Source organism: Lysinibacillus mangiferihumi, assembly GCF_003049665.1.
Taxonomy (GTDB): domain Bacteria; phylum Bacillota; class Bacilli; order Bacillales_A; family Planococcaceae; genus Lysinibacillus; species Lysinibacillus mangiferihumi.
This window is the reverse complement of record NZ_PYWM01000048.1, coordinates 1-22,523: the sequence shown is the minus strand read 5'-3', so window position 1 is coordinate 22,523 and position 22,523 is coordinate 1. Positions and strand designations below refer to the sequence as shown.

Below are 22,523 nucleotides of genomic sequence, written 5' to 3'. Positions count from 1 at the left end.
GCTTCGGCAAAACGAGGCTCGGTGAAACAGGAAGGTACAAGACGAAATTCGTAAGATATAAGTCGTACCATAGTAAAAATTGTTTAAATACAAATTTTAATTGGTTTAGATATATTTTTCGTATCGGTGTGATGGCTCTTGGAATTCCATTTGGCGAGGAATTTAAAATTTATGCAGAAGGATTAGACGAAGAAGAAGCATTACAGAAACTGGAGGAAACGTTGATAAAAGAAGGATTGGTAAAGTTATGAACTTCCAAGGAATTGCGGCATCTAGTGGCATCGCAATTGCAAAAGCATATATTCTAGTAGAGCCGAATTTATCATTCAATAAAAAAACAATTGAAGACAATAAAAAAGAAATTGAACGTTTTCGGTCCGCACTATCTATCGCCAAAAGAGAATTAAAAGATATTCGCGAATTTGTTGAAAAAGAATTTGGAGCTTCAGAGGCAGCAATTTTCGATGCACACATTTTAGTGTTAAACGATCCGGAATTAATCACAACTGTTGAAGAAAAAATAAGCTTAGAAAATGTGAATGTAGAATATGCGTTTAAAGAAACAACGGATATGTTCATTGCAATGTTTGAAGGGATGGATGGAGAATATATGCAACAACGGGCAGGGGACATTCGGGATGTGACCAAAAGAGTTATGACCCATTTGTTAGGTGCTAAGGTTGTGAATCCAAGTATGATTTCTGAAGAAGTCATCATTATCGCAGAAGATTTAACTCCTTCGGATACAGCCCAATTAAATCGTAAGTATGTTAAAGGTTTCGCTACAAATATAGGTGGAAGAACTTCTCATTCCGCAATTATGGCTCGCTCACTGGAAATACCAGCAGTAGTTGGAACGAGAGAAATAACACAACATATCCAAGATGGTGATATGGTCGTCGTTGATGGATTAAATGGAATTGTGCAGGTTAATCCTACTTTTGAACAAATCACAATATATGAAAAGAAACATCAAAAGTACATGGAACAAAAAGCAGAGTGGGCGAAGTTAGTGAATGAAAAAACTGTTACTGCCGATCACCACCATGTGGAATTAGCTGCAAACATCGGTAACCCAGAAGATTTAGCGGAGGTTATTTCGAATGGTGGAGAAGGTATTGGTTTATACCGGACAGAATTTTTATATATGAGTAAAGATCGACTGCCTACTGAAGATGAACAGTTTGAAGCCTATAAGAGTGTTCTTCAAGGAATGGGAAATAAGCCGGTTGTTGTGCGTACACTTGATATTGGTGGAGATAAAGAGCTTCCATATTTGAAGTTATCTAAAGAACTAAATCCATTTTTAGGTTTTCGAGCGATACGTTTGTGTTTGGAGGAGAAGCACATATTTCGCACACAATTACGCGCTCTTTTACGAGCAAGTTCGTTTGGAAACTTAAAGATTATGTTTCCCATGGTTGCAACGCTAGATGAGTTCCGTCAAGCAACAGCTATTTTAAAAGAAGAGAAACACAAACTTTTGGAAAAGGGTGCAGTGGTTGCGGAAGGAATTGAAATTGGCATCATGGTAGAACTACCTTCAACAGCTATACTAGCAGATCAGTTTGCGAAAGAAGTTGATTTCTTTAGTATTGGAACAAATGATTTAATTCAATATACAATGGCAGCAGATCGTATGAACGAACGTGTTTCATACTTGTATCAACCTTATAATCCAGCAATCCTTCGCCTTGTTAAGATAGTGATTGATGCTTCACATCGTGAAGGGAAATGGACCGGAATGTGCGGAGAAATGGCTGGAGATGAAATTGCTATTCCACTATTACTAGGTTTGGGATTGGATGAATTCTCAATGAGTGCTTCTGCGATTTTAAAAGCACGCACACAAATTAGTCAATTGAAACAAAGTGATATGGTGGAACTCGCAAATGAAGTTCTTCAGCTTAGAACAAATGAAGAAGTCGCCCGGGTTGTCAGAGCTCGTTGTCATTTATAATGTTGGTGTAAAAATTCTTAGTTTAATGTGCCTATGATACTGGTTACATTGGAATAAATAGTGAAACAATCAATCCAGGCATAGGCACCCGTCATATATAACATTGCCACGTGCAGTATTTTTATAAACTTTCTTTAAAAATTGATATAGTAGCATAGTCTTTTTTAATGCTCTCTCCAGTTATAACCATCAAAACACCTTGCTTTCATTTTATCCTTTTCATTCGCCCGAAGATAATAGTTAGATATGTCCTATAATCTCTCAAGGTTTTTTGATTTTTCCCTAGGATTTCTTCTCGCCCATTTTACTTGGTAACTTCAATTAACTTTCCCTCATGTTTCTAAATAATCCTGAATATTAGTTCTTATATTTATGTTCTTGGAAATCAGCATTCAGATGGTTGCTTAGTCTATTTTGTAGTGTATACGGTTAAGTCCAGTGCTCATTTGAGTACCTGGTTTTTTTTTGTTTCCAAAAATTTAATATTGCCAAAAAACAAACATTTGTTCTAATATGTGTATACAAACAAATGTTCTTACATATGGTAGGTAAAGAGAAAAATTATTGTGCCAAAAAACATCAATAATTTAGGGAATTTCGAGAGATAGTAGGAGGAAACTAAGATGAGAGAGCAACTGATTAAAGCTATGCAACAACGCAATCAATTAGTGAACATTATATATGTAGCGAAAGAGAATTCCTTAAGCAAAAGGCGTGTAAAAGTCATTGGAATTTTTGGTTATTTAATTTTTTAATCAGTGATGTTCTAGTCGTTATTCCTTTTGTGAGTAAGGAGCGTGAAGTTGTATGAATTATGAGGCTATGCCCAATAGACCTATTATGTGTATCGATATGAAATGCTTTTACGCCAGTATCGTAGCGATGTTACATGGGCTAGATGTTTTAAAAACGCCAGTTGCAGTAGTAGCAAATTTTGACCAACCAGGTAGCGTAGTGCTTGCTGCATCTCCCTTAATGAAAGAAAAATATAAAATCAAAACTGGGAGTAGTCGTTATGAGATACCAAAGCATCCTGACATTAGATTGTTTGAGCCTAAAATGAGTTTCTTTATTCAAATGTCGATGACGATTACAAAATTGATCGCTAATTACGTACCCGTTGATGCGATACATGTGTATAGTGTGGACGAAAGTTTTGTTGATTTAACTGGCACTGAAAAGCTTTGGGGTTCACCTGAAGAAACGGCTAAGGAAATACAAAAGGCTATTCTTGACCAATTTAATATACCTAGTGCAGTAGGTATGGGCCCCAATATGTTAATAGCCAAATTAGCTTTAGACCTTGAAGCAAAGAAAACTGGCTTTGCTAAATGGACGTATGAGGATATTCCAAAGAAACTATGGCCTGTTCGACCTTTATCTGAAATGTGGGGCATAGGAAAACGAATGGAGGCAAATCTAAATGCTATGGGAATACAAACAGTTGGTGGTTTGGCTAATGCAGATTTAGCAGAATTAGAAAAGCGCTTTGGGGTAATGGGCAATCAACTCTATTACCATGCATGGGGCATAGATTTATCCAAATTAGGGGAGCCGTTAATAACAAACGGAGCATTAAGTTTTGGTAAGGGTCAAATGCTAATGAGGGATTATCACACACGAAAAGAGATTGCGGTAGTGCTTCTAGAAATGTGCGAAGACGTAATGAAGCGCGCACGTGATGCAGGGTTTGTTGGTCGTACAATTAGCTTAGGTCTTTCCTATAGTCAGAATGCCATGACCAAAGGGTTTTATCGTTCTAAAACCATTGCAGTGCCAACAAGTGAAACGCTTGTGATGTATAAAGCTTGTATTGAATTACTGGATGAACATTTTGCTGGAGAGCCAGCACGACAATTATCAGTCAGAATATCTAACCTAGAGAAAGAGCATAGCATTCAATTGGATTTATTTGATGAACGTAAGCCGCAACGTCAGATAATTGGTCCTACAATGGATGCAATACGTAACAGGTTTGGAGCTACCTCAATATTAAGAGCAGTTTCTTATACAAAAGCTGGTACAGCTATTAAACGAGATCGCTTAGTTGGTGGTCATTTGGCATAGGAGTGATTGGAATGATAAAAGATAGAGGGACGATTAAATGGGCATCGATGATGTTGCCAGAACATTTAGAGCTTCTCAGAGAGTACAAAGAAGAGTATACGGAACAGCCAAGAGAATTGACTGAATGGGAACTGGAAGAACTACAAAAAACAATTAATCAAGCTTTTAATCAACAGTTGACCGTTACAGTAGAAGTGTGGAAGGACCATACAATCACACAATGGACTGGTATAGTTAAATCGATGAATACGAATGAACTCATACTTGAAACGCTACTTAAAACGGAGAGTATCCCCATCCCAAATATTCAATCAGCCCAACTGGATGCTGATTACTATGATTAAAGCCGATGAAAGACAGTTACTTCATAAGTATCTTTTGTTAGAGCTAGCAGTTAAATCATTACAGGTTGATTATTGTAAATTAGAGCAGTTTAAAATGAAAACAGTATTTCTTCCAATGATGGATTCATTACTAAAGGAGCTAAGACAAGAATATTTTAATCTCAAACGAGAACTTGCACAAAAACGTATACGAGTAGTAGGTTGGCAACCGATAGATGAATACTTTAGTGACGTACAAGTTGCTACTGCAGGGAATGATGTAGTACTCCGTTATGCAAATCAAGCTCTTAAATCACAGGTGGAGAAGCTGTTGATTAATCATATACGGCGCGTTGAATAAAGAGTGATGACAAAAATTCTTTCAACCTTTAGTAGCAAATGAAAAAATACTCCATTTTGAGAAGAGACTAGTCAAAATGGAGTTAATATTTTTAACTAAGATTTTTATAAAATTTGATTAATTAAATGAGTCTTATGAACTAAAGCACTCGTTCGTTGCAAACCGAAATGACATTACACTGGTATCTCCATTTTCTTTTGAATCTATCTTAGTTCAAATAAATTTTCTCAAAAATGTATGATATTATACAGTTAAATGGAAAGAAAATTAGAATTGGGAGGTTCAATATGAAAAGCGAAGATAAACAATATGCCTTAGCTGTTACTACCAATATATTAAAAGTAATGCATAGTAAAGAATATGAAAAAATATTAAATTATGTGGATGAATCTAAAGTGGATGATATTGGTGAGTTATTCTATTATGTCCAAGAAACATTAAACTTAAATGGATTTGATTCATTTGATGAATATGGAGCTCCATGTAATTTCCATCCCAAATACGAATATTCACAAATCAACTTCTATGAATTCAAGGACAACAGTGGATTTGCTGTTGATTATGATTTAACTTCAAATTCAAAATTGGCAGATATGTGTTTACAAATGGAGTTTTTATATACGGATAGCGGATTAAAAAGTGTTTTTATCACAGTTGACCCACAGTAAAACAAGATTTAGAAAGAATCGCTAAAATATAGATAATGGCGGCTTTTGGTTGAATTAACGAATCAACTCAAAAAATCAAAATCTTAGGAGAACATATGGAAATATACAATATTAATTTGAATATTCATTATTCTGCTCCACAAGAAATTTGGGATAAGTTGGAGCGTTTATATAGAGAAATGCCTAACTGGAACCACTTTGTAAACGGCTGTCCACAGTGGTATGGTTCAGATGGTAAATTGATAGAAGTAAGTATTGAATCAAGTGGACTACAATTTTATGCGGAATTACCATCAGAGGAATGGAATGAATGGATTACATTATTTAAAAAAAGTGCTACAAAATTATTGGGATATGAAGTGGGCGAACCAGAAGACGGTTTTGAATTTCATTATTATAATTAACTCTCAAATTGTCCATAAACTTAACTTGAAAATACATAAGACACCTCGGTGTCTTTTTTATATTATCTACAATTTCTTCACAAGGTAAAATTCAATCATGACATAAGGAATGAAGCTTTTAATAACCATATCAACCTTGATACAAGAACAAATGTAAAGAGCATGTTTTGAAATCTTTTTTCCAAACATGCTCTTAGAGTGTGATAAGGAGTGTCATTTATTTGAGAGCGAACGAACTACCATCCGTAGTCACGCGTGGTAGACTGGCAATCAGGGAGAAAAGACCTCTGGATTATCGTCTCGCCATGCGCCAATGCAGCCAATTAAACATGCCGTGTAGCTTCTCATCACGCAATCGATTGCACTGTCCGCATATTCAATTGCGATATTTATGTTTTGCTTGCGCCAAGCCAAAATTCGACCAGAGAACCCAGGCCACGCACATTCTTCATCCATTTCAGGTTGACCATAAGCCTTTATTGACTCATCTGGTGTGGAGCACATCGTGATTCCCTTAGGAAGCTTTCCAGGAAACGGCGTTTTAATTCGGTCATCCGATCCAGGAGCAAGAAAATGTATAGCACCAATAATCCATTCATCTTGATTTGTATAGTGGAGTCCAGTCAAATCATTTAGTTTTGATGCACGATAAATATCAATGCGTATCGATGCTTTTACAGACCAAATAATATCATCGTTGAAATAGCTATTCGGGGAAGGCATTCGCTTGACATTGAATGATTGCAGCAAAGCTTGAACATTCTTAGGACTATATGGATGGCCAAGCATGTCAATAAGCTGTTCAGATGGTTCTTTCATGCATATTCACTCCTTTTGCTTCGGTTCAAGGGACACAACACGATAAAGTCATTCGGTCCACTTAAGCGAACTTTTTAATACCCGTACCCCATCACATGTGACGGGGCAAAACGATTGGCTATGTATTCATTTTTATATTCTACATTACTGCTAATTTTCCCTTCTTCCACTATACGCCTGTTAGCCATCATGCCGCATACTACAACACTATCACTTACAGAACTGTAAACGGCATCCACTGGGCATGATGAACACGCGATATTGATCAAGACTTTTCATGCTTTTTTATTGTCCTACAAAAAAATTAAAAATTTTTTAGTTTCATTGAAACTTTTTCAACTCTCTGATTCTCTTCTATATTAAGAAAGAAAAAATAGCAAAGAAAGGTGTATTGGAATGAAAGTAAGGAAGAGAATTAGATGGACAAGATTTGTAGCGGTCATTTTGTTCTTTACTATCATGCTAGGTGCGGGATACTACTTCTTAGGTGGGAAAATTGAAGAGCATGGGCAAGCTGAAAATATTGCAAGTGATAAGGCAAGATTTGAAGAAAACGATGATAGTGGAGATGTAATAGAGGAAGTAATGACAGAAGAAGAGGAAGAAGAGGAAGAAGAGGAAGAAGAGGAAGAAGAATTAGAAAATGAAACAGTTGCATTGAATCCTGACGGAAAATATATAGCACTTACATTTGATGATGGCCCAAGTGCCAAAGTTACACCACGAGTTTTACAAACTTTAGCGCAACATGATGCAAAGGCAACATTCTTTATGTTAGGAAGCAGAGTTGAGATGTCTCCAAATATTGCGGCACAAGTCGTTGCTGAAGGTCACGAAATAGCAAATCACACATTTAGTCATCCAAATTTAAAGAAATTGACGCACAATGAAATGACAGAAGAAATCAATAAAACAAACAAAATTATTGAAGCGGCAACAGGTGTAACCCCAACCTTATTTCGACCTCCATATGGGATATACAACCAAGACATTCTAAATTATACAACGTCAGAAAATTATACTACAATTATGTGGTCTGTCGACTCACTAGATTGGAAAAGTCGCAACCCAGTAGCTATAAAAAACGAAATTTTAAATAACATCACAAATAAATCAGTAGTGTTAATGCATGATATTCATACAGCCACAGCTGAAGCTTTACCAGAAATATTAATGGCATTAAAAAAAGAAGGATATGAATTTGTAACAGTATCAGAACTGTTATCGCTAAAAAGTGAAAAAGTCGATCCCTATTTTGGCAATTGATTGTGCAAAGGAAACGAATGTAGTCCATAAAACCATGACATAATAACAATGTTATTCAACATTCGTATATTGCATTCCCTAGTAACGTTTAACGGGAGGTGAGCCTTTGAATACTCAAAGAATCGAAGAGAAATTTAACGAAATTTATGACAAAACCTATCATCAATGTGTAGTGTATGTCATTAGCAAATGCAATCATACGAGTGTTATCCCGGATATAATACAAGAAACTTATATAGCGCTGTATGGAATACTAAAGGACAAGGGCATTGATTATCTTAAGAATCCAGAGGCTTATGTAATACGAATCGCTAAATCTAAAATCTACCAACATTATTCTTTAAAAGAAAAAGTAAAGCGTATCATACCGTTGTTTGATATAAATAAAGAAAATGAAGAATATAATCATGCGGATACGGACATAGAGCAATACGAAAATGAAATAGAGATTACTTTAGAGAATAAAGAACTATTATCTGACATTTGGAGCTTTTTGCAAACAAAACCTCAAAAAGTGCAAAAGGTATTTTACTTATTTTATTATGCTGAACTATCAATTCCTGAAATTGCTCAATTACTACATTTAAATCAATCCACGATAAAAAATTATATTTACCGCACCACTCATGAAATACGAAAAAAGTTTGGGAAGGACGGTTGAAGCGATATGAAGGAGCATGAACGAAATATATTAAAACGTGTTATAGAAGAAAACTTAGTAAATAAGGAAAGGATACGAAAAAAAGTACTGACAATAGCTGAAAATGAAACGATGCCTAAGAAGAAAGATTTTTTAACGTTTTTTAAAATGAAGTTTATCGTGATTCCTTTAACAGCCTGTCTACTATTCATGTTCTTTGTAAATCTAAGTCCGACTTTTGCACTGGCAATGTCAAAGGTTCCGGTATTAGGTGCAGTAGTAAAAGTGATTACGATTGATGAATATATAGAAAAGACAGATTCGATTGATGCGCATATTAAAATTCCTCAATTTTCTGATATAGGGAATCCATCATTAGAAAATCAGATTAATACGATGATTAAGGAAAAAATTGAGAGCCTTGCTGCGAAAGCAAAACAGGACTCAGCGGAATTTAAGAAAAACTTCCTTGGAGAGGGCGAGGATGCAAGAGATATTAATGAATATACACCTAGCACATACAAATTTGATTATGAAGTAAAAAGTTCAAATGCAAAAATCTTGTCATTTATCATTAATGAAACAGAAACTACAAATGGATTAACATTTGATACAAAGTATTTTTATAATATTGATTTAACAACAGGAAAGGAACTAACGCTAGCAGATTTACTAGGAAAAGATTACGAAAAAATAGTAGATCCAGAAATAGAGCGTCAAGTGAAGGAACGTGCGAAGGCAGATGAAAATCTGTGGTCATACTATCAGGAATACTATGCTTCAAAGGGAACTGGTGGAATAGACGAGTTTACGTCTAAAAACTTCTATATTAATGAACGAGGAAATCCCGTCATCTTTTTCTATGAATATTACATTGCTCCGCCCTATGCTGGTCCACAAGAATTTGAGATTAAACGCTAAACATATTAAAACAACAGAGAAAACCCAGTTCCCTCTACAAAAGGTACTGGGTTTTTTTATGGGTAAAATATAGTAATTTTAATTTAAATTTTACATTTATAACTATAAAATATATCTATTTTAACAAAAATCACTTTACGAAATAAACAGAATAATAGTAAAATTAAGATAATTGAATGACCGAAAATAGTGAAACAAATTACAATCTGGAGGAAAGCAAAATGAAGAAGTACCAACTTTTTGCAAGTATTGTAGCTGTTAGTTTGTTGACTATAGGATTTGGTTCATTTGCAAATGCATCCCCTACATATCATGGGTATTCAGGAAAAGTTCCAATTATTAATGATTTAGAGACACTTGATGCTGTTAAAGAAACTACAGGTAGTACTTACAATTTAGTTTCGTTTGAAAAATAGAAACATGAAAGTTCAAATAAATTTTGGTCATTCAACAACTAATTAGAGATGGTGAAGGTTGAGGTGATAATGAATCAGACACTGGTTAAAATTCCTCCTATAATAAACACACTAAAATAATAACTATAAATTCGGAAAATACTAAAAATTAAAAAAGAGAGAGAAAATCGAAATGAAAAAAATAGTATTATCACTATCACTATTAATATTATTACTTTTAGTTTCATTTACTCCAACTTTTTTAGCAAGTTCATCGGTGTTAGAGTTAGAACACGTAAGTCATGAAGAAGATTATTTAGAAGCTGCTATTCAATTACAAAAATTATATGAGTTGGGATATATCGATGAATATATTACTGAGGAAGACCTTAGAGCAGAATTTCAAGATAGCTTTAGTGTAATAAACGATGAGTATACATTAAGTGAAGGAACATATCTAGTTGCGATAGATACTGAAACTGATGAAATAATTGATATAAATGAGTTAATTGACAACAAGTCTCAAATAAATACTTTCTCAAGAAATTCAAGAAATGCTTATTCAGATAACATTAGTAAGTATAATTCGTTATTAGTATATTCAGTCGCATTTAAAACATGGATTATCAATGCTGGTACAACAACATCAAAAATTAACCATTCAGCAGAGGTTACAGGAGTATATGGGGTAGGTACAAGACCAAAAGATTATACAATTATTGCAAGTATTCAAAGAGCTACAAGTGAAAATGGTTCATATATAAATGCGGACAATATTACTAAAACAGTAACCTTGAAACAAGTAGTTACAATTTCTGCTTATATAAATTCAACTTATTATTGGAAATCAGATTCAATGGCATATGCTAATTATTCAAATGTATCTTATCGTGCGAGTGCTAAAAATGAAGGACCTTGGTTGTTGAATAAAAAAGGAATGAAATATCCAGAATATACAGACCCTAAGTCCAAAAAAGTAATGACTAAACCTGCTTCTACAACTTGGTCAGCAAATTCTAGTTCTTCTTGTGCTTTGACTAACTCTGATAGAAGAGCATATAGAACATGGTATGATAAAACTTATGGATCTTTAAATTGGAATGATTATGAAATCCATCATATTAGACCGTGTAAATGGGGAGGAAATAAGGATTATGGGAATTTAATTCCTTTGCCATATTCATTTCATAGAGCAACTGTATCTCCTTGGTGGTTAAACTATTAGAAATTAGGTGAAGATAATATGTCGATTGAATTAATCTTAACAGCATTAAATAAAAGGTTAGATAAAGAGAACAGCATTATCATACAAAGGGAGAATGGAGAAATTTTAAATGTAACCTGTGATTGGAATTGTCCAATATCAAATCATGAACTACAGGAATTCACTTTAAAAACTCAACATGTTTTACCGAAAGAATTGTGCTTATTTTTAAAACATAGTAATGGAGCGAAATTATTTAATGATGATGGTCTTGGTTATGATTTCTTTGAAATATTTAATTTAAGCGAGATGCAAAACTATATAAATGAATATGCGACAAATATATATTATCAAAGTGCCTATGATAAAAATTGGTTTATGATTGGTAATTATAGAGGCTATGGCGACTATATGTTCATTGATTCACAAAAGGTTGCTAATGGGGAGGATGATTATCTTATCTTTGTTCATGAAGGAGACATTCAAAGGCTACCTATGAACTTTGAAACTTGGCTGGACAGATTTATTGTTACACAGGGAGCTAGATATTGGCTATGGTAAAGCTAGCAAAACAGTATAGAAATAAAGCGAGTAAACGAAGATCAGCTACTTAATTTAAAAATTAGTAGCTGTTTTTTTGTATAAAACGAAAATATATCAACTTTAACGCAAATGGTATCTTTAAATCTATTAAATGTATTTATTTTAATAAAATTCACTTTACAAAATAAACGGAATACTAATAAAATTAAGATAATTAGATGGCCGAAAATGAAACAAATTACAATCTGGAGGAAAGCAAAATGAAGAAGTACCAACTTTTTGCAAGTATTCTAGCTGTTAGTTTGTTGACTATAGGATTTGGTTCATTTGCAAATGCATCCCCTACATATCATGGGTATTCAGGGAAAGTTCAAATTATAAGTGATTTAGAGACTACCGATGCTGTTAAAGAAACGACGGGCAGTGCTTACAATTTAGTAACGTATATTCAGAGGGGCAAATTGGTATCATGGGTTGAAAAGGGGACTAGGAATGTTACGACAAAAGAAATGTATGCAGAGCGTACAACCGTTCCAATGGATTACTTAGGAAATGCCAGTTCATTAATAGGGGAAAAAGTTTACTTAGATATTTCTACTTCTATTGGAACATTTGAATCAGTTGAAACTGCAGGAACATGGACACCTAATTAATCTAATAAGATATAAGATACTCAATTTTTGGTCATTCAATCCATTGGTTGGAAATGATGAAGGTTGAGGTGTAAAACATGAATATGTATATTAGGCAAGAGTTTAAAAGAGCATTGTTATCCAGAATGGGACTTATCACAATAGCATCCTCTATTTTACTAGTGTTTATCGGTATGCTGGAAGCATTAATATGGATTAATAGCGGGGTGATTTCAATTGTGTACACCTTTTTACAAGGCTATAACGCTGGTACTGCATCATATATTGTCATTGCATTTCCAATTATTGCATGTATGCCATTTGCAAATTCTTATCGAACAGATATTCAAACAGGATTCCACCATTATATACAATACCGTATGAAAAAAAGCCGCTATATGACAATTCGTTTAGCGGTCAATGCACTTGCCGGAGGGGTAGCTGTTGCAATTGGCCCTACTATTGCTTTTACTTTTTTAATGGTTTTAAAGCTTCTATTAAATGTACCAATGTTAAGACCTGAGCGAAGATTAGATCCTGTACACTTTTTTCAAAGTATTGGTGTAAACTCTCCAATCCTTATGATGATAATAATGATTGGAATTATGTTTTGTAGTGGGATGATATTTGCAACGCTAGGTTTAGGAATATCTGCGGTAATTCAAAATCAATATATTGCGTTATTTATACCATTTATGTATTTAATTGTATCAGTGACAGTATTGGCGAAGATTCACCCTGCATTAAATGCGATGGCATTATTTGATGTGGATATCATTGACAAATCTAACATTGGACAAACTTTTCTATATGGCATAGTGCTTGTTGTAGTGGGGATAACACTATTTTTTATAGGAGGGACAGCAAAGGTTGAAGAACGCTTTAAAGAGTAAAATACAACTAAAGCTATATACACCGAAGAAAAGTATTATTTTCGTTTATATTGTGTTGATGCTATATTTCTACAATTTATTGCTATCAACAAAAGTAGTCGAAGGCAATATCTTTGATTTATTACTTCATCTTACGGAGTTTCATCCTCTTTTTTATGTTATCATGCCTGCATTTACACTTATTCTTATATCGTTATTTTCATTAGGGAATGTGCAAAACTATTTGTTAATTCGATTTTCTACGAAACGACAATGGTATCATGCAAACCTTTTACGAGTGGCAAAGTTAGCTTCATATTACTGCCTAATGCTTGTCGCCATCATGGTACTGGAAGCTGTATTTGTCTTAGATTTTAAAAATCAATGGAGTAATTATAGTGTTCATTACTATAAACATCATACAGAGCTATTAAGAAATAGCACACCTATTTTCTTAACAACAATGTCAGTTATACTTTTATGGTTGTATTTATTGTTTTTCGGAATGCTTTTTTACATAAGCTATGTATTTACAGGGCGGATATTATCAGCTTGTTTAGTTGTTTTGTTCGTCAACATGTTAAATATAGGTGTATTTTTGTCAAAAATAACGCCGATATCTTCCTATTTATTTTATGACCATATTAATATTTTTCAATATACTAGCTCTAAATCTGCAATAAGTGCAGTTCCCTATACCATTCTCTTGTATTGGATTGTGTTAATGTTGCTACTTTATTTCATTGGATATTACATGATCGATAAAAAAGATATGTACATTGGAGAGAGAAAATAATGTTGAAAAAACTGGTTACTTATTATACATGTTCTTTCTTTAAAATAAAGTATGTCCTAGGTATCGTTGCCATTTTTGTACTGAATAGCATGCTTGTTTGTACTTCATACGCTGATCTCATACCAAATGGCTATACCAATCAAATTGTCTTTATGTTTTATATGCCATTAAATATCCAATTCGATATATTACGTTGGTTATTAATTTTTATTCCTGTTCTCTTATTACTGAGTTCATGTATAGTCCGGGAGCTGACTAACCATCCAACGTATCTTATTCAAAGAATGAAAAGTTATCGTCATTGCTTTCATAGCATATTTATTGCGATAGGCATCAGTTTGATTGGATATGTTGGAATCGGGTATATGGTAACAGCAATATTCGTTTACTTCATTAATAATAAAATAGAGGGTCACAATGAAATACCATTATCGTTGTTCCACAATTCGGATGGATGGCAAGTGCTATTGAGCCATTTTATCCTATTTATTTTAACAGGATTGTTATTACTCATTATCCACACTATTTTTCTATTTATTATCAATAATGCAGTCTTCGCCATGTTTCTCGTTATTATTAGTCTGATTTCTTCGGTTGCTGTTGGCTACGTATTTCCTACTATTCTAAAGTTTTTACCGCTAACTTATTTTTTGCTTGGCTTGAGTGAATTACAGGGAATATCCATTGCGTGGTTTAATACTATAATCGCGCTATGTATTGTGTTGTCCTATAGTGTGCTTTATGGCCTTTTTATTAAATTAAGAGAAAAAATAGTTGGGTAAAAGGAGGTTGTATTTATGACCATACTCGAAATACACAATTTACATAAAAAGATAAAGGGACGTCAGTTGCTGAAAAATATCACATTAGTCATTGATAAACCTGGAATTTATGGGATTGTCGGCAGAAATGGTTCAGGTAAAAGCTTATTATTTAAGACAATTGCTGGACTTTTTGTTCCGAGTAGCGGCACTGTAAAAGTGTTTAATGATATTATCGGCAAAGGTAATTTTCCGAAATCTTTTGGTGCATTATTAGATACGCCTGGATTTCTAACCCAATATTCAGGTTTTCAAAACTTAAAGATACTCGCCTCGATTCAGAATAAAATCAGTGATCAAGATATCAAAAATATTTTGACGTTCGTTGGGTTGGATTATAATGATAAAGGCCCGGTACGGAAGTATTCATTGGGCATGCGACAAAGGTTAGGGATTGCACAGGCAATTATGGAAAATCCCAAATTACTATTATTGGATGAACCGATGAATGGACTGGATCAATCGGGTGTAGCGGAAATGCGAGACATGATTCTGAACTTTAGAAAGCAGGACATAACCATCCTTTTAGCAAGCCATAACCCTGAAGATATTGCCTTACTTTGCGATGAGGTTTATAAAATGGATGGAGGGGAGTTAGTATATCATTCAAGTCCAGTGAGACTATCATAGCTCAAGTATGAAGTGGAGTGGGCTATATAGCCGAGCCGATTGAAAAACTACTTATTAGAAGAATCATCCATGGTGATAAGAAACCCTATATCTCTTTCAAAGGATGAGCTAAAAGAGCCAGCAAGAAGAAGGTGATGAGGAACTTGAAACCAAGCACGCATAAACTTAAGAAAATCATAAGCGTACTTTAATTTAATGCATTCTCTACAGTATTGAAGACCGTTCTAACGGTCTTTTTTAGTTAGCATTTCCACCATTATCGGAATGTCCAATTGTTAAACAGTTCAATAAATTGACATATACATCGCATACGATATAAAATGAAAATACATCGTATGCGATATATTGTGAGGTGAAAAAAATTAAAGCTTTCTTACTTGAAGATCAACTGTGTTTTGCTGTATACAAGGCAGCTAACCAATTTACAAAGTTATATCGGCAAGTGCTGGAGCCATTTGGTTTGACATATCCACAGTATTTGGTGCTACTTGCTTTATGGGAACAAGATAGTCTAGTGGTGAAACAAATTAGCGAAAAATTGAGTTTGGGCATAGGCACGTTAAATCCAATATTAAATAAGCTTGTTGATAAAGGATGGGTGACGAAAGAAACATCGTCTAAGGATAAACGTGCTGTAATTATTTCTTTGACTGAGAAGGCAAGAGCAACTGAAACGTTGATTACAGAAAAGTTAATGGAGAAAATGGCACATTGTGATGCTTTGACAGTAATAGACGGTGATTTAAGGGCACAGTTGCAAAATTTAAATGAATTATTAACTCAATTAAATAACATGGAGGTAAAAGATGAGTATTTATGATATCAATGTAACATTAGAAGATGGTTCAGAATATAGTTTAGAAAAATACAAAGGCAAGGCTTTATTAATTGTCAATACTGCAACAAAATGTGGTTTAGCTCCACAATTTGAGGAATTAGAACAATTGTATACTACTTATCGAGATATGGGGCTAGAAGTGCTAGGTTTTCCATCTAATCAATTTAAGCAAGAAATGTCTTCAGCGCTGGATGCCGCTGAAGCTTGCCGTTTAACGTATGGCGTTACATTTCCTATGCATGAAATTATCAAGGTAAATGGTAAAGAAGCACATCCTCTTTATAATTATTTAAAAACGCATTCGAAAGGCTTCTTAGGAAGTAATATTAAATGGAATTTCACAAAATTCTTAGTTAATCCAGAAGGAGAAGTAGTAGCTCGATTTGGTCCAACTGATAAGCCAAAAAGCATTGAGTCGGATATAAAAAAAGTTTTGAATTTACACTAATATTGAAACAGCGAAAAATGCGTTTTTAACATTTTCAAAAGCCCTTCCTATTATGGAGGGCTTTTATTTTGAATGTGGTTATTCCAAAGCTTCATATTGTTACTTAATTGTATAAATGACGATTATATTTCCTTGTTCTGTATCTATGTAAACGTTCGGATATTAGGAATTGAATAGACTAGAGAAGGTGCAGAAAAAGAAAGGGGGATAATAGATAGATGGAAATTTCAAATAATGCACTAAATCTCATAGCGAAGTGGGAAGGGTTTCGCTCCGATGCCTATATAGGTCCTGACAATGTTTGGACCATCGGCTACGGAACAACAAAATGGCCAAGTGGCAAAGCAGTTGAAAAGGGGCAAACCATTACAAAAGAAGATGCGTGGGAACTATTACGAAAGCAAGCACAAGAGCATGCCACTACCATTGAATACTATGTTAAAGTGCCACTTAACCAAAATCAGTACGATGCACTGGCAAGTTTCCAATATAATTTAGGACGATATATTTTAAAAAATAGTGCCCTATTAGTATATTTAAATAATAAGCAATGGGAACAAGTAAGCAAAGAAATGCTATTATACTGTAATGCTGGTGGAAAAAAGTTACAAGGGCTTGTGAATCGTCGTCTAGACGAAATTGCCCTTTTTTTAAAGCCTGTTGCTATAATAGATGTAAGTAAAAAAATAGAATATATTGAGATTGACAAAGAGCCAAAGAAATTCCGTATTCAAAGTGGGAAATATAATAGTCAAGAGGCAATGATAGCGGCGATGAACGACGCATTAAAACAATATTATTTAGCTTATGCAGAACCAGTAAAAGGTAGTTCAAATGAAATTGGTTGGCGTTTTATAAGTGGTTGGTATAACGCACTAGAAGAAGCAAAAATCATTGCCGAGCGTGCTATTTTAGCAAATAAATTAAATTACGCAACGATTCGTGGTACAACGCATTAGGGTGTCAGGCACACAAACAATTCTGAATTGTTTGTGTGCCTGACACTAAACTTTCCTTGAATGTTTAAGTTTATGTAGTTCCTTTGTTAAATATTGAACTTGTTTTTCTAATTCATCAATTTTGTTTGAATTATTATTGTTATTGTTGTTTGATTTCTGTGCTTCCTCCAATGCCATTATTGCTGCGATAGTAGCTAAGACATCTCCTAATGTAGTAATAATTCCCGCAATAACTGCTAGCTTAGCAGCATCATTTTCCATACCCGCTAAAAGATCAGTAAAATTATCCTTGTTTTTACTCATCTTTTCACCTCCCTAACCGAAAATCCTTATTACATCTTATTCCTTATCCAATTTTTAATTCGGGAGTTTAAATCAAAAGTTAGGTATAAAATGGTTTAGCCCCTATATTAAACACTTTTGCTAATGGACAAGGTGATGATTTTGAGCACAAAACAAGATAAACGTTCTAATTTATAAGCGTTCGCATTATGATTAATCATGCGAAGATAGTATTATCTTCCCCAAAATATATAGTAAAGTTCAGTGGAGGGTTCAAATGACACCAAAGCAAATTGTTGAGAAATTTTTTAAAGAAGTACGTTCGGGGCGTAATCCAGATTACGCAGTGGAATTAATGGCAGAGCAAGTATTGGCCCACCAAGTAATCTCTGAAGAGGAAGTAACAGTACTAAGAACGCCTAAAGAATACGCTGATCATGTAAAAGAAATGATAGAGGCTTATGGTGACTTCTCATTAGAAATTCAAGAGTTGATGGTCCAAGATCTTAAAGTTTATGTTCGCTGGAAACAGGTTGGTAAGCATATTGGTGAAGTTGATGGATATCAGCCTACAGGTCTTCCAGTCATTGAAATAGCAAGTGCAGTATACCGCATTGAAAATGAAAAAATAGCCGAATATTGGATTCAAATTGATCGTGCTGGTATGGAAAAACAACTGGAACGCAATAAAAATTAATAACATCCCTAGATTTGGAAATATTAAAAGGGGGTTCGTTGTTGGGCAAAACGACCGTTTTCTCTTTTATAATCTAGTGCTAGAATTGAATATTTGATTTAAAAACAGAGTTAATTCTACATAGATTAATTCTGTTTTTTGTATTGTTTGGTCAAGCTTAAAACTTCGAGGTATTAGGTTAATGGTATTACATATTATGGATTTATAAGTTTAGTATGTATAATAAAGGGTATCAGGTAAATATTTCTATTTATGTATGAGGTTCATAATAGAATGATAACTGACCAGTACGCTACAATTTAAATCTTGGCAAAATGTATATTTATTAACGATGAAAAAATAGGAGTGATTTGATTTGACACAATTTACAGCATTGCAAGAAGCTCATGCCTTCGCAGAGGCATTTCTACTAACTACTGAGCCGTCATCTTTAAAACATCCTTATAAAAAGGATAAAGGTCGATATCCACGAGTACGAAAATTTATCCAAAACTATTTATTAAATGGTTCTAGTGAAACATTCAATTCCTCTCCAATACAACAAGGTGTTGGGCAATTAATGATGTTTTGTGCTCAGTTCGCCCAACAAAAGGCTCAAACTGGAGAACGTGATGAAGTTTACAAGGAAATTGTTAATATAATTATTCCAAAACTAATCGATAAAGCATTAAATTTCCCAACAAATCCAATTGATCAATTAGCAGGCTTAATTTATTTAGGTGCAGCAATGCTTAAAAAGTTAGATGAAACACAGAGCGATGTTTCTTTTTCTAATTTAGATGCGTTGTTAGCGCAATACCGAAACCATTTTGCTAATGAAGTATTAAATTCTAAAGAATACCATATTATTATGTACTATCGTACGCCATCTGCTTGGACATATGATGATGTAGAAAAATCGTACCGTTTTGCTACGGGGCCATATGCCGGTCAAATTGGTTATTGGATAACAACGGCAGAGCCATTAACAGATCCACAGAAAACTTACTTAGATAAACAAACAGTTCTTGATGATGCAGGAAAGGTTGTGTTTGCTGGTATTCAACCAGGGACTAGTAGTAAAAATTATTTGAACCATCATGCAGATTTTAATACGAAAAACCAAAGATTTATTCTGAATTCTTCACTGAATGCGATTGCGTGTTGGATGGCAGCACATATATATGATGTAAAGGTTCATGAGACTGGAGCTTCCTTAGAACCTGCACATAATTTGAAAAACGCAATTCGTGATGTACTTAGTTATACTCAATGGGGAATCAATACTTCAGTGGCTAATGCCTCTAAAGGTTGTTTCCAGCAAGAGCCCTATAACAATTCATTATCTGCAAAAAGAGTTCTTCCAGTGCATGGGTTTTCTGAAGTGAACCTGACAAATAATATGTTACGTGCGCGATTCGATTCTCCAGCATATAATGCATTTGCTATAACATTCTTGCAAATATATGCGAGCTTAATAGAAAATCCGACAGCTTCATCATGGAACAGTCTTGTTCCCAATAACGATTCGGATTCGGCAGTTATGGTTACGCAGTTAATTAATACTTACGAGGCTATTTTTGATAACTATGCAATTATTAAAAATAACCTAATTAGTCATTTGTTTAGCCATGTTAAATATTGGGGAATGTACATTCCTGAGAATGCCATGTTGGGTCCATCAGAGTTAATGAAGAATCCATGGCAAATGCCTAATAAAGGTGAGGGCATCAATCAAGCAATGATTGGATTATTTAATGTTTATCCTGGCGTTACGGGGCAAGGTTCTACAAGCATTGATAATAAAGTATCAAAGGCCATAAAACTTCAACTAGATATTGGGCAATCATTACATGGTCAAAGTAAGTTTCCTTCCCATGGTCGTTCAGGTCTTTGGGATTTAGCCCGCCTAGATATATTAGCCGATACTTGCAATACAAATGGAACTGTTGATTTAGCTACAGACCTTACTACGACTGATAAAGAATCTCCAAACTGTGCTGGAGCACGCCGAGCATTCTACGCTTTAGCGATGGCATTAGTAGTGGATCAATCTAACAATTTTGCTTTAAATTAATAGTTAAAGCTCACTACGGATGAATGGTAATAAACAAACGTATGTTCTTTTTTGATTCACTGGAAATATGGAACGGGATGCTAGAAGTGAGCTAAATCGACATTAGAATCTTAGAGAATTGCATGCCTTATCAACAGGGATAGGGGTTTTTAAGAATCCGTGAGCAATGCTTCTGCTAGTTTAGCTAAAACATGTCGTTTCTTGCGCTTACCCGGGAAATTTTTTTATTTCCTGACCTTACAACCATATTTCCAATAAGACATTAGGGATGTTAAAATAGAGCTAAAAATAACAAAAGGCATAAAGAGTGCACTTCTTTATGCCTTTTGGTCAACAATATAAGCATGTGAAAAATAGGGCTTATACGTTTTTAACCCTTAGATTTATAAAATTAAAGAATTTGTGTTAATTCTGAGTTCACAAATCTTTGAGCATCAATGATAACACCTGATGCTGTTCGCCCGTAAACGCTATATAATCCACCAGTTTGATTCGGAGCAATTTCAACTTCATATTGGAACGAACCAGCTACACTTGGTGTTACAAAAGTAGAAGCATTTGCAGCGGCTAAAAAAGGAGTTGTAGATAGTAATTGTCTTGTGCCATTAAGTCGATAAACTCGGACTACTCCAGATAGAGAACCTCCAGTTAGATTAAGAACTTTGACACGCACACTAGAAGCATTAGCTGGTAGATTACCTGTATTTTCAATTGGACCAGTAGTTAAAGGCATATATATTCACCTCCTTCAAACAAAAAGTTATAATCTGCAGATTACATTTTTATAGTATGCAATGCTCTGTTACATTCTCTAGTCATATTAACCAAGTCTTTTTGAATAAAAATTAAATAGAAAAATTACTAAGTGAAAATATAAACAAAGGTGAGACTGTCTAGCAAGGCATAATACCATGATAGAAACACCTAGTGAGAGGGAAAGGTTAAGATGTTCGTAGCAATTGTTAGAAAAGATTATTGAATAAAAAATTTACCAATAGTTAGTGATGGCGTTCAAACTGATGATTCTGTTCGTCTGAAGTTTTTTGTAGTGGTACAGTCCACCATAATTCAAGACAGTGGATGTGTTGTCAGAAATATTGTCAATTTGTTCAAATTGAGAATAAAAATATTCTTGATAAGTATGGAAACAATGCCTTTTTAATTAAGATCAAATTGCTTTCAGTGAAGATAAGGGGGGAATAGAGCGAATATAATAAATCTTCCTTGTTTCTTTCAAGTTCTTCAACTCGTTTTTCTAACTAAATCGTCCATCACGCATTAAACGCGCAATGACGAGCGCATCCTTTTGGTCGTTCTTCGTTTGAAGATTGTCATCAAGCTCTTTGGAACGATTGACATGATGAGGGTTCACCATGATAAACGGAATCCCATGTGCACAAAGATAGGCAGCGAGATTCATCCAGTAATGGCCGGTCGGTTCAAAACCAACTAACACGACACTTTTTTCATGCGTAGCACGTAAAGCCAGTAATCTTTCATAAAAAGCATCGAAACCTTCTTTTGTTTGTGAGAAAGGGAACGATTTTTGGAGCACGTGTCCTCTTTCATCAACCGCGCATGCATAATGTGTACGCTTGGCAATATCGATACCGATGACGAGTGTTTTTTCAGAGACTTGATTAATTTTTTGGTTCGTATTAAAATGCATAAATGGAGTCCTCCTGTGTGATGATGGGTCAATGGCTGTTGACACTCATGCATCATACAAGAGGGCTTTTTCTTTTGCAAGCCCCTGAAAATCCTTCTAACAGAAATGCTCCTTTAGTAAATTAATTCTCACCTTATCTTGATAATATAAAAATTAGACATTAATTTTAAGTATCCTCTAATTCTAATGTATTATTTTAATAATGAGAAAACATGCTATTTAAAGGAGGCATATTCATGGATAACAATAAAC

At 34.3% G+C, this 22,523-nt stretch carries 27 protein-coding genes and 1 pseudogene; 24 read left to right on the top strand and 4 right to left on the bottom strand.

Annotated features, from left to right (window positions below):
* From C9J37_RS25375 to C9J37_RS25340, 8 genes are all read left to right on the top strand, one after another.
* A partial coding sequence (locus tag C9J37_RS25375; protein WP_107897639.1) for an HPr family phosphocarrier protein occupies positions 1-251 on the top strand: 251 nt, incomplete at its 5' end.
* Positions 248-1,960: a phosphoenolpyruvate--protein phosphotransferase gene (gene ptsP, locus C9J37_RS25370; protein ID WP_107897638.1), complete on the top strand. Its 1,713-nt coding sequence runs from the start codon at positions 248-250 to the stop codon at positions 1,958-1,960. The genes C9J37_RS25375 and ptsP, both read left to right, overlap by 4 nt.
* Before the next feature lie 623 nt (positions 1,961-2,583).
* Positions 2,584-2,715: a hypothetical protein gene (locus tag C9J37_RS29480; protein WP_268808052.1), complete on the top strand. Its 132-nt coding sequence runs from the start codon at positions 2,584-2,586 to the stop codon at positions 2,713-2,715.
* Positions 2,716-2,767: 52 nt separating this feature from the next.
* Entirely contained in the window at positions 2,768-4,027 is a 1,260-nt protein-coding gene (locus C9J37_RS25360) for a Y-family DNA polymerase (RefSeq protein WP_107897637.1), read from the top strand.
* A gap of 11 nt (positions 4,028-4,038) precedes the next feature.
* Entirely contained in the window at positions 4,039-4,371 is a 333-nt protein-coding gene (locus tag C9J37_RS25355) for a YolD-like family protein (protein ID WP_107897636.1), read from the top strand.
* Positions 4,364-4,711 (top strand): YhjD family protein, encoded by a 348-nt coding sequence (locus C9J37_RS25350; protein ID WP_024361876.1) that lies wholly within the window; start codon positions 4,364-4,366, stop codon positions 4,709-4,711. Before C9J37_RS25355 ends, C9J37_RS25350 begins: the two co-directional genes overlap by 8 nt.
* A 287-nt stretch (positions 4,712-4,998) precedes the next feature.
* The gene (locus C9J37_RS25345; protein ID WP_107897635.1) at positions 4,999-5,379 is read left to right on the top strand and encodes a DUF7668 domain-containing protein; all 381 of its coding nucleotides are present in this window, start codon (positions 4,999-5,001) and stop codon (positions 5,377-5,379) included.
* Positions 5,380-5,474: 95 nt separating this feature from the next.
* Positions 5,475-5,783, top strand: coding sequence for a hypothetical protein (locus C9J37_RS25340; RefSeq protein WP_107897634.1), 309 nt, complete (start codon positions 5,475-5,477; stop codon positions 5,781-5,783).
* Positions 5,784-6,053: 270 nt separating this feature from the next.
* On the opposite strand, the gene C9J37_RS25335 is transcribed toward C9J37_RS25340, so the two are convergent.
* A complete protein-coding gene (locus tag C9J37_RS25335; protein ID WP_107897633.1) occupies positions 6,054-6,602 on the bottom strand; it encodes a hypothetical protein in 549 nt (182 codons plus the stop codon).
* Positions 6,603-6,998: 396 nt separating this feature from the next.
* On the opposite strand from C9J37_RS25335, the gene C9J37_RS25330 reads away from it, so the two are divergent.
* From C9J37_RS25330 to C9J37_RS25265, 14 genes are all read left to right on the top strand, one after another.
* Positions 6,999-7,868 carry a polysaccharide deacetylase family protein gene (locus tag C9J37_RS25330; RefSeq protein WP_153063516.1) on the top strand — a complete coding sequence of 290 codons (870 nt, stop codon included), beginning with the start codon at positions 6,999-7,001 and terminating at the stop codon, positions 7,866-7,868.
* Positions 7,869-7,974: 106 nt separating this feature from the next.
* Complete coding sequence (locus C9J37_RS25325) at positions 7,975-8,529, top strand: RNA polymerase sigma factor (protein WP_107897631.1); 555 nt, start codon at positions 7,975-7,977, stop codon at positions 8,527-8,529.
* A 6-nt stretch (positions 8,530-8,535) separates the two neighbouring features.
* Positions 8,536-9,429 carry a DUF3298 and DUF4163 domain-containing protein gene (locus tag C9J37_RS25320; protein WP_107897630.1) on the top strand — a complete coding sequence of 298 codons (894 nt, stop codon included), beginning with the start codon at positions 8,536-8,538 and terminating at the stop codon, positions 9,427-9,429.
* Positions 9,430-9,650: 221 nt separating this feature from the next.
* A complete protein-coding gene (locus C9J37_RS25315) occupies positions 9,651-9,845 on the top strand; it encodes a hypothetical protein (RefSeq protein WP_025219400.1) in 195 nt (64 codons plus the stop codon).
* Between the two features lie 172 nt (positions 9,846-10,017).
* A complete protein-coding gene (locus C9J37_RS25310) occupies positions 10,018-11,049 on the top strand; it encodes an HNH endonuclease signature motif containing protein (protein ID WP_107897629.1) in 1,032 nt (343 codons plus the stop codon).
* A gap of 18 nt (positions 11,050-11,067) precedes the next feature.
* On the top strand, positions 11,068-11,589 hold the full coding sequence (locus C9J37_RS25305; RefSeq protein ID WP_107897628.1) for an SMI1/KNR4 family protein: 522 nt from the start codon (positions 11,068-11,070) through the stop codon (positions 11,587-11,589).
* A 242-nt stretch (positions 11,590-11,831) separates the two neighbouring features.
* Positions 11,832-12,224 (top strand): hypothetical protein, encoded by a 393-nt coding sequence (locus C9J37_RS25300; protein WP_107897627.1) that lies wholly within the window; start codon positions 11,832-11,834, stop codon positions 12,222-12,224.
* 77 nt (positions 12,225-12,301) lie between these two features.
* Positions 12,302-13,096: a hypothetical protein gene (locus tag C9J37_RS25295; protein WP_107897626.1), complete on the top strand. Its 795-nt coding sequence runs from the start codon at positions 12,302-12,304 to the stop codon at positions 13,094-13,096.
* Positions 13,074-13,871, top strand: a complete 798-nt coding sequence (locus C9J37_RS25290; RefSeq protein ID WP_107897625.1) for a hypothetical protein — start codon at positions 13,074-13,076, stop codon at positions 13,869-13,871. Before C9J37_RS25295 ends, C9J37_RS25290 begins: the two co-directional genes overlap by 23 nt.
* Positions 13,871-14,653: a hypothetical protein gene (locus C9J37_RS25285; RefSeq protein WP_107897624.1), complete on the top strand. Its 783-nt coding sequence runs from the start codon at positions 13,871-13,873 to the stop codon at positions 14,651-14,653. Before C9J37_RS25290 ends, C9J37_RS25285 begins: the two co-directional genes overlap by 1 nt.
* Positions 14,654-14,668: 15 nt before the next feature.
* Entirely contained in the window at positions 14,669-15,322 is a 654-nt protein-coding gene (locus C9J37_RS25280) for an ABC transporter ATP-binding protein (protein ID WP_107897623.1), read from the top strand.
* A 352-nt stretch (positions 15,323-15,674) separates the two neighbouring features.
* Positions 15,675-16,142 carry a MarR family winged helix-turn-helix transcriptional regulator gene (locus tag C9J37_RS25275; RefSeq protein WP_327440790.1) on the top strand — a complete coding sequence of 156 codons (468 nt, stop codon included), beginning with the start codon at positions 15,675-15,677 and terminating at the stop codon, positions 16,140-16,142.
* Entirely contained in the window at positions 16,129-16,608 is a 480-nt protein-coding gene (locus C9J37_RS25270; RefSeq protein WP_107897622.1) for a glutathione peroxidase, read from the top strand. Before C9J37_RS25275 ends, C9J37_RS25270 begins: the two co-directional genes overlap by 14 nt.
* Before the next feature lie 218 nt (positions 16,609-16,826).
* Entirely contained in the window at positions 16,827-17,567 is a 741-nt protein-coding gene (locus C9J37_RS25265) for a lysozyme (RefSeq protein WP_107897621.1), read from the top strand.
* 45 nt (positions 17,568-17,612) lie between these two features.
* On the opposite strand, the gene C9J37_RS25260 is transcribed toward C9J37_RS25265, so the two are convergent.
* Positions 17,613-17,870, bottom strand: coding sequence for a hypothetical protein (locus tag C9J37_RS25260; RefSeq protein ID WP_025219410.1), 258 nt, complete (start codon positions 17,868-17,870; stop codon positions 17,613-17,615).
* A gap of 256 nt (positions 17,871-18,126) precedes the next feature.
* On the opposite strand from C9J37_RS25260, the gene C9J37_RS25255 reads away from it, so the two are divergent.
* Positions 18,127-18,546 (top strand): ester cyclase, encoded by a 420-nt coding sequence (locus C9J37_RS25255; RefSeq protein WP_107897620.1) that lies wholly within the window; start codon positions 18,127-18,129, stop codon positions 18,544-18,546.
* A gap of 355 nt (positions 18,547-18,901) precedes the next feature.
* Positions 18,902-20,602: a hypothetical protein gene (locus C9J37_RS25250; RefSeq protein ID WP_107897619.1), complete on the top strand. Its 1,701-nt coding sequence runs from the start codon at positions 18,902-18,904 to the stop codon at positions 20,600-20,602.
* Between the two features lie 391 nt (positions 20,603-20,993).
* Here the strand turns inward: C9J37_RS25250 and C9J37_RS25245 are convergent, their stop codons facing one another.
* Both C9J37_RS25245 and C9J37_RS25240 read right to left on the bottom strand, forming a co-directional pair.
* Entirely contained in the window at positions 20,994-21,335 is a 342-nt protein-coding gene (locus C9J37_RS25245; protein ID WP_025219413.1) for a hypothetical protein, read from the bottom strand.
* A 525-nt stretch (positions 21,336-21,860) separates the two neighbouring features.
* Positions 21,861-22,271, bottom strand: a pseudogene (locus C9J37_RS25240) (IS110 family transposase); the annotation flags it as partial.
* Between the last annotated feature and the right edge of the window lie 252 nt (positions 22,272-22,523).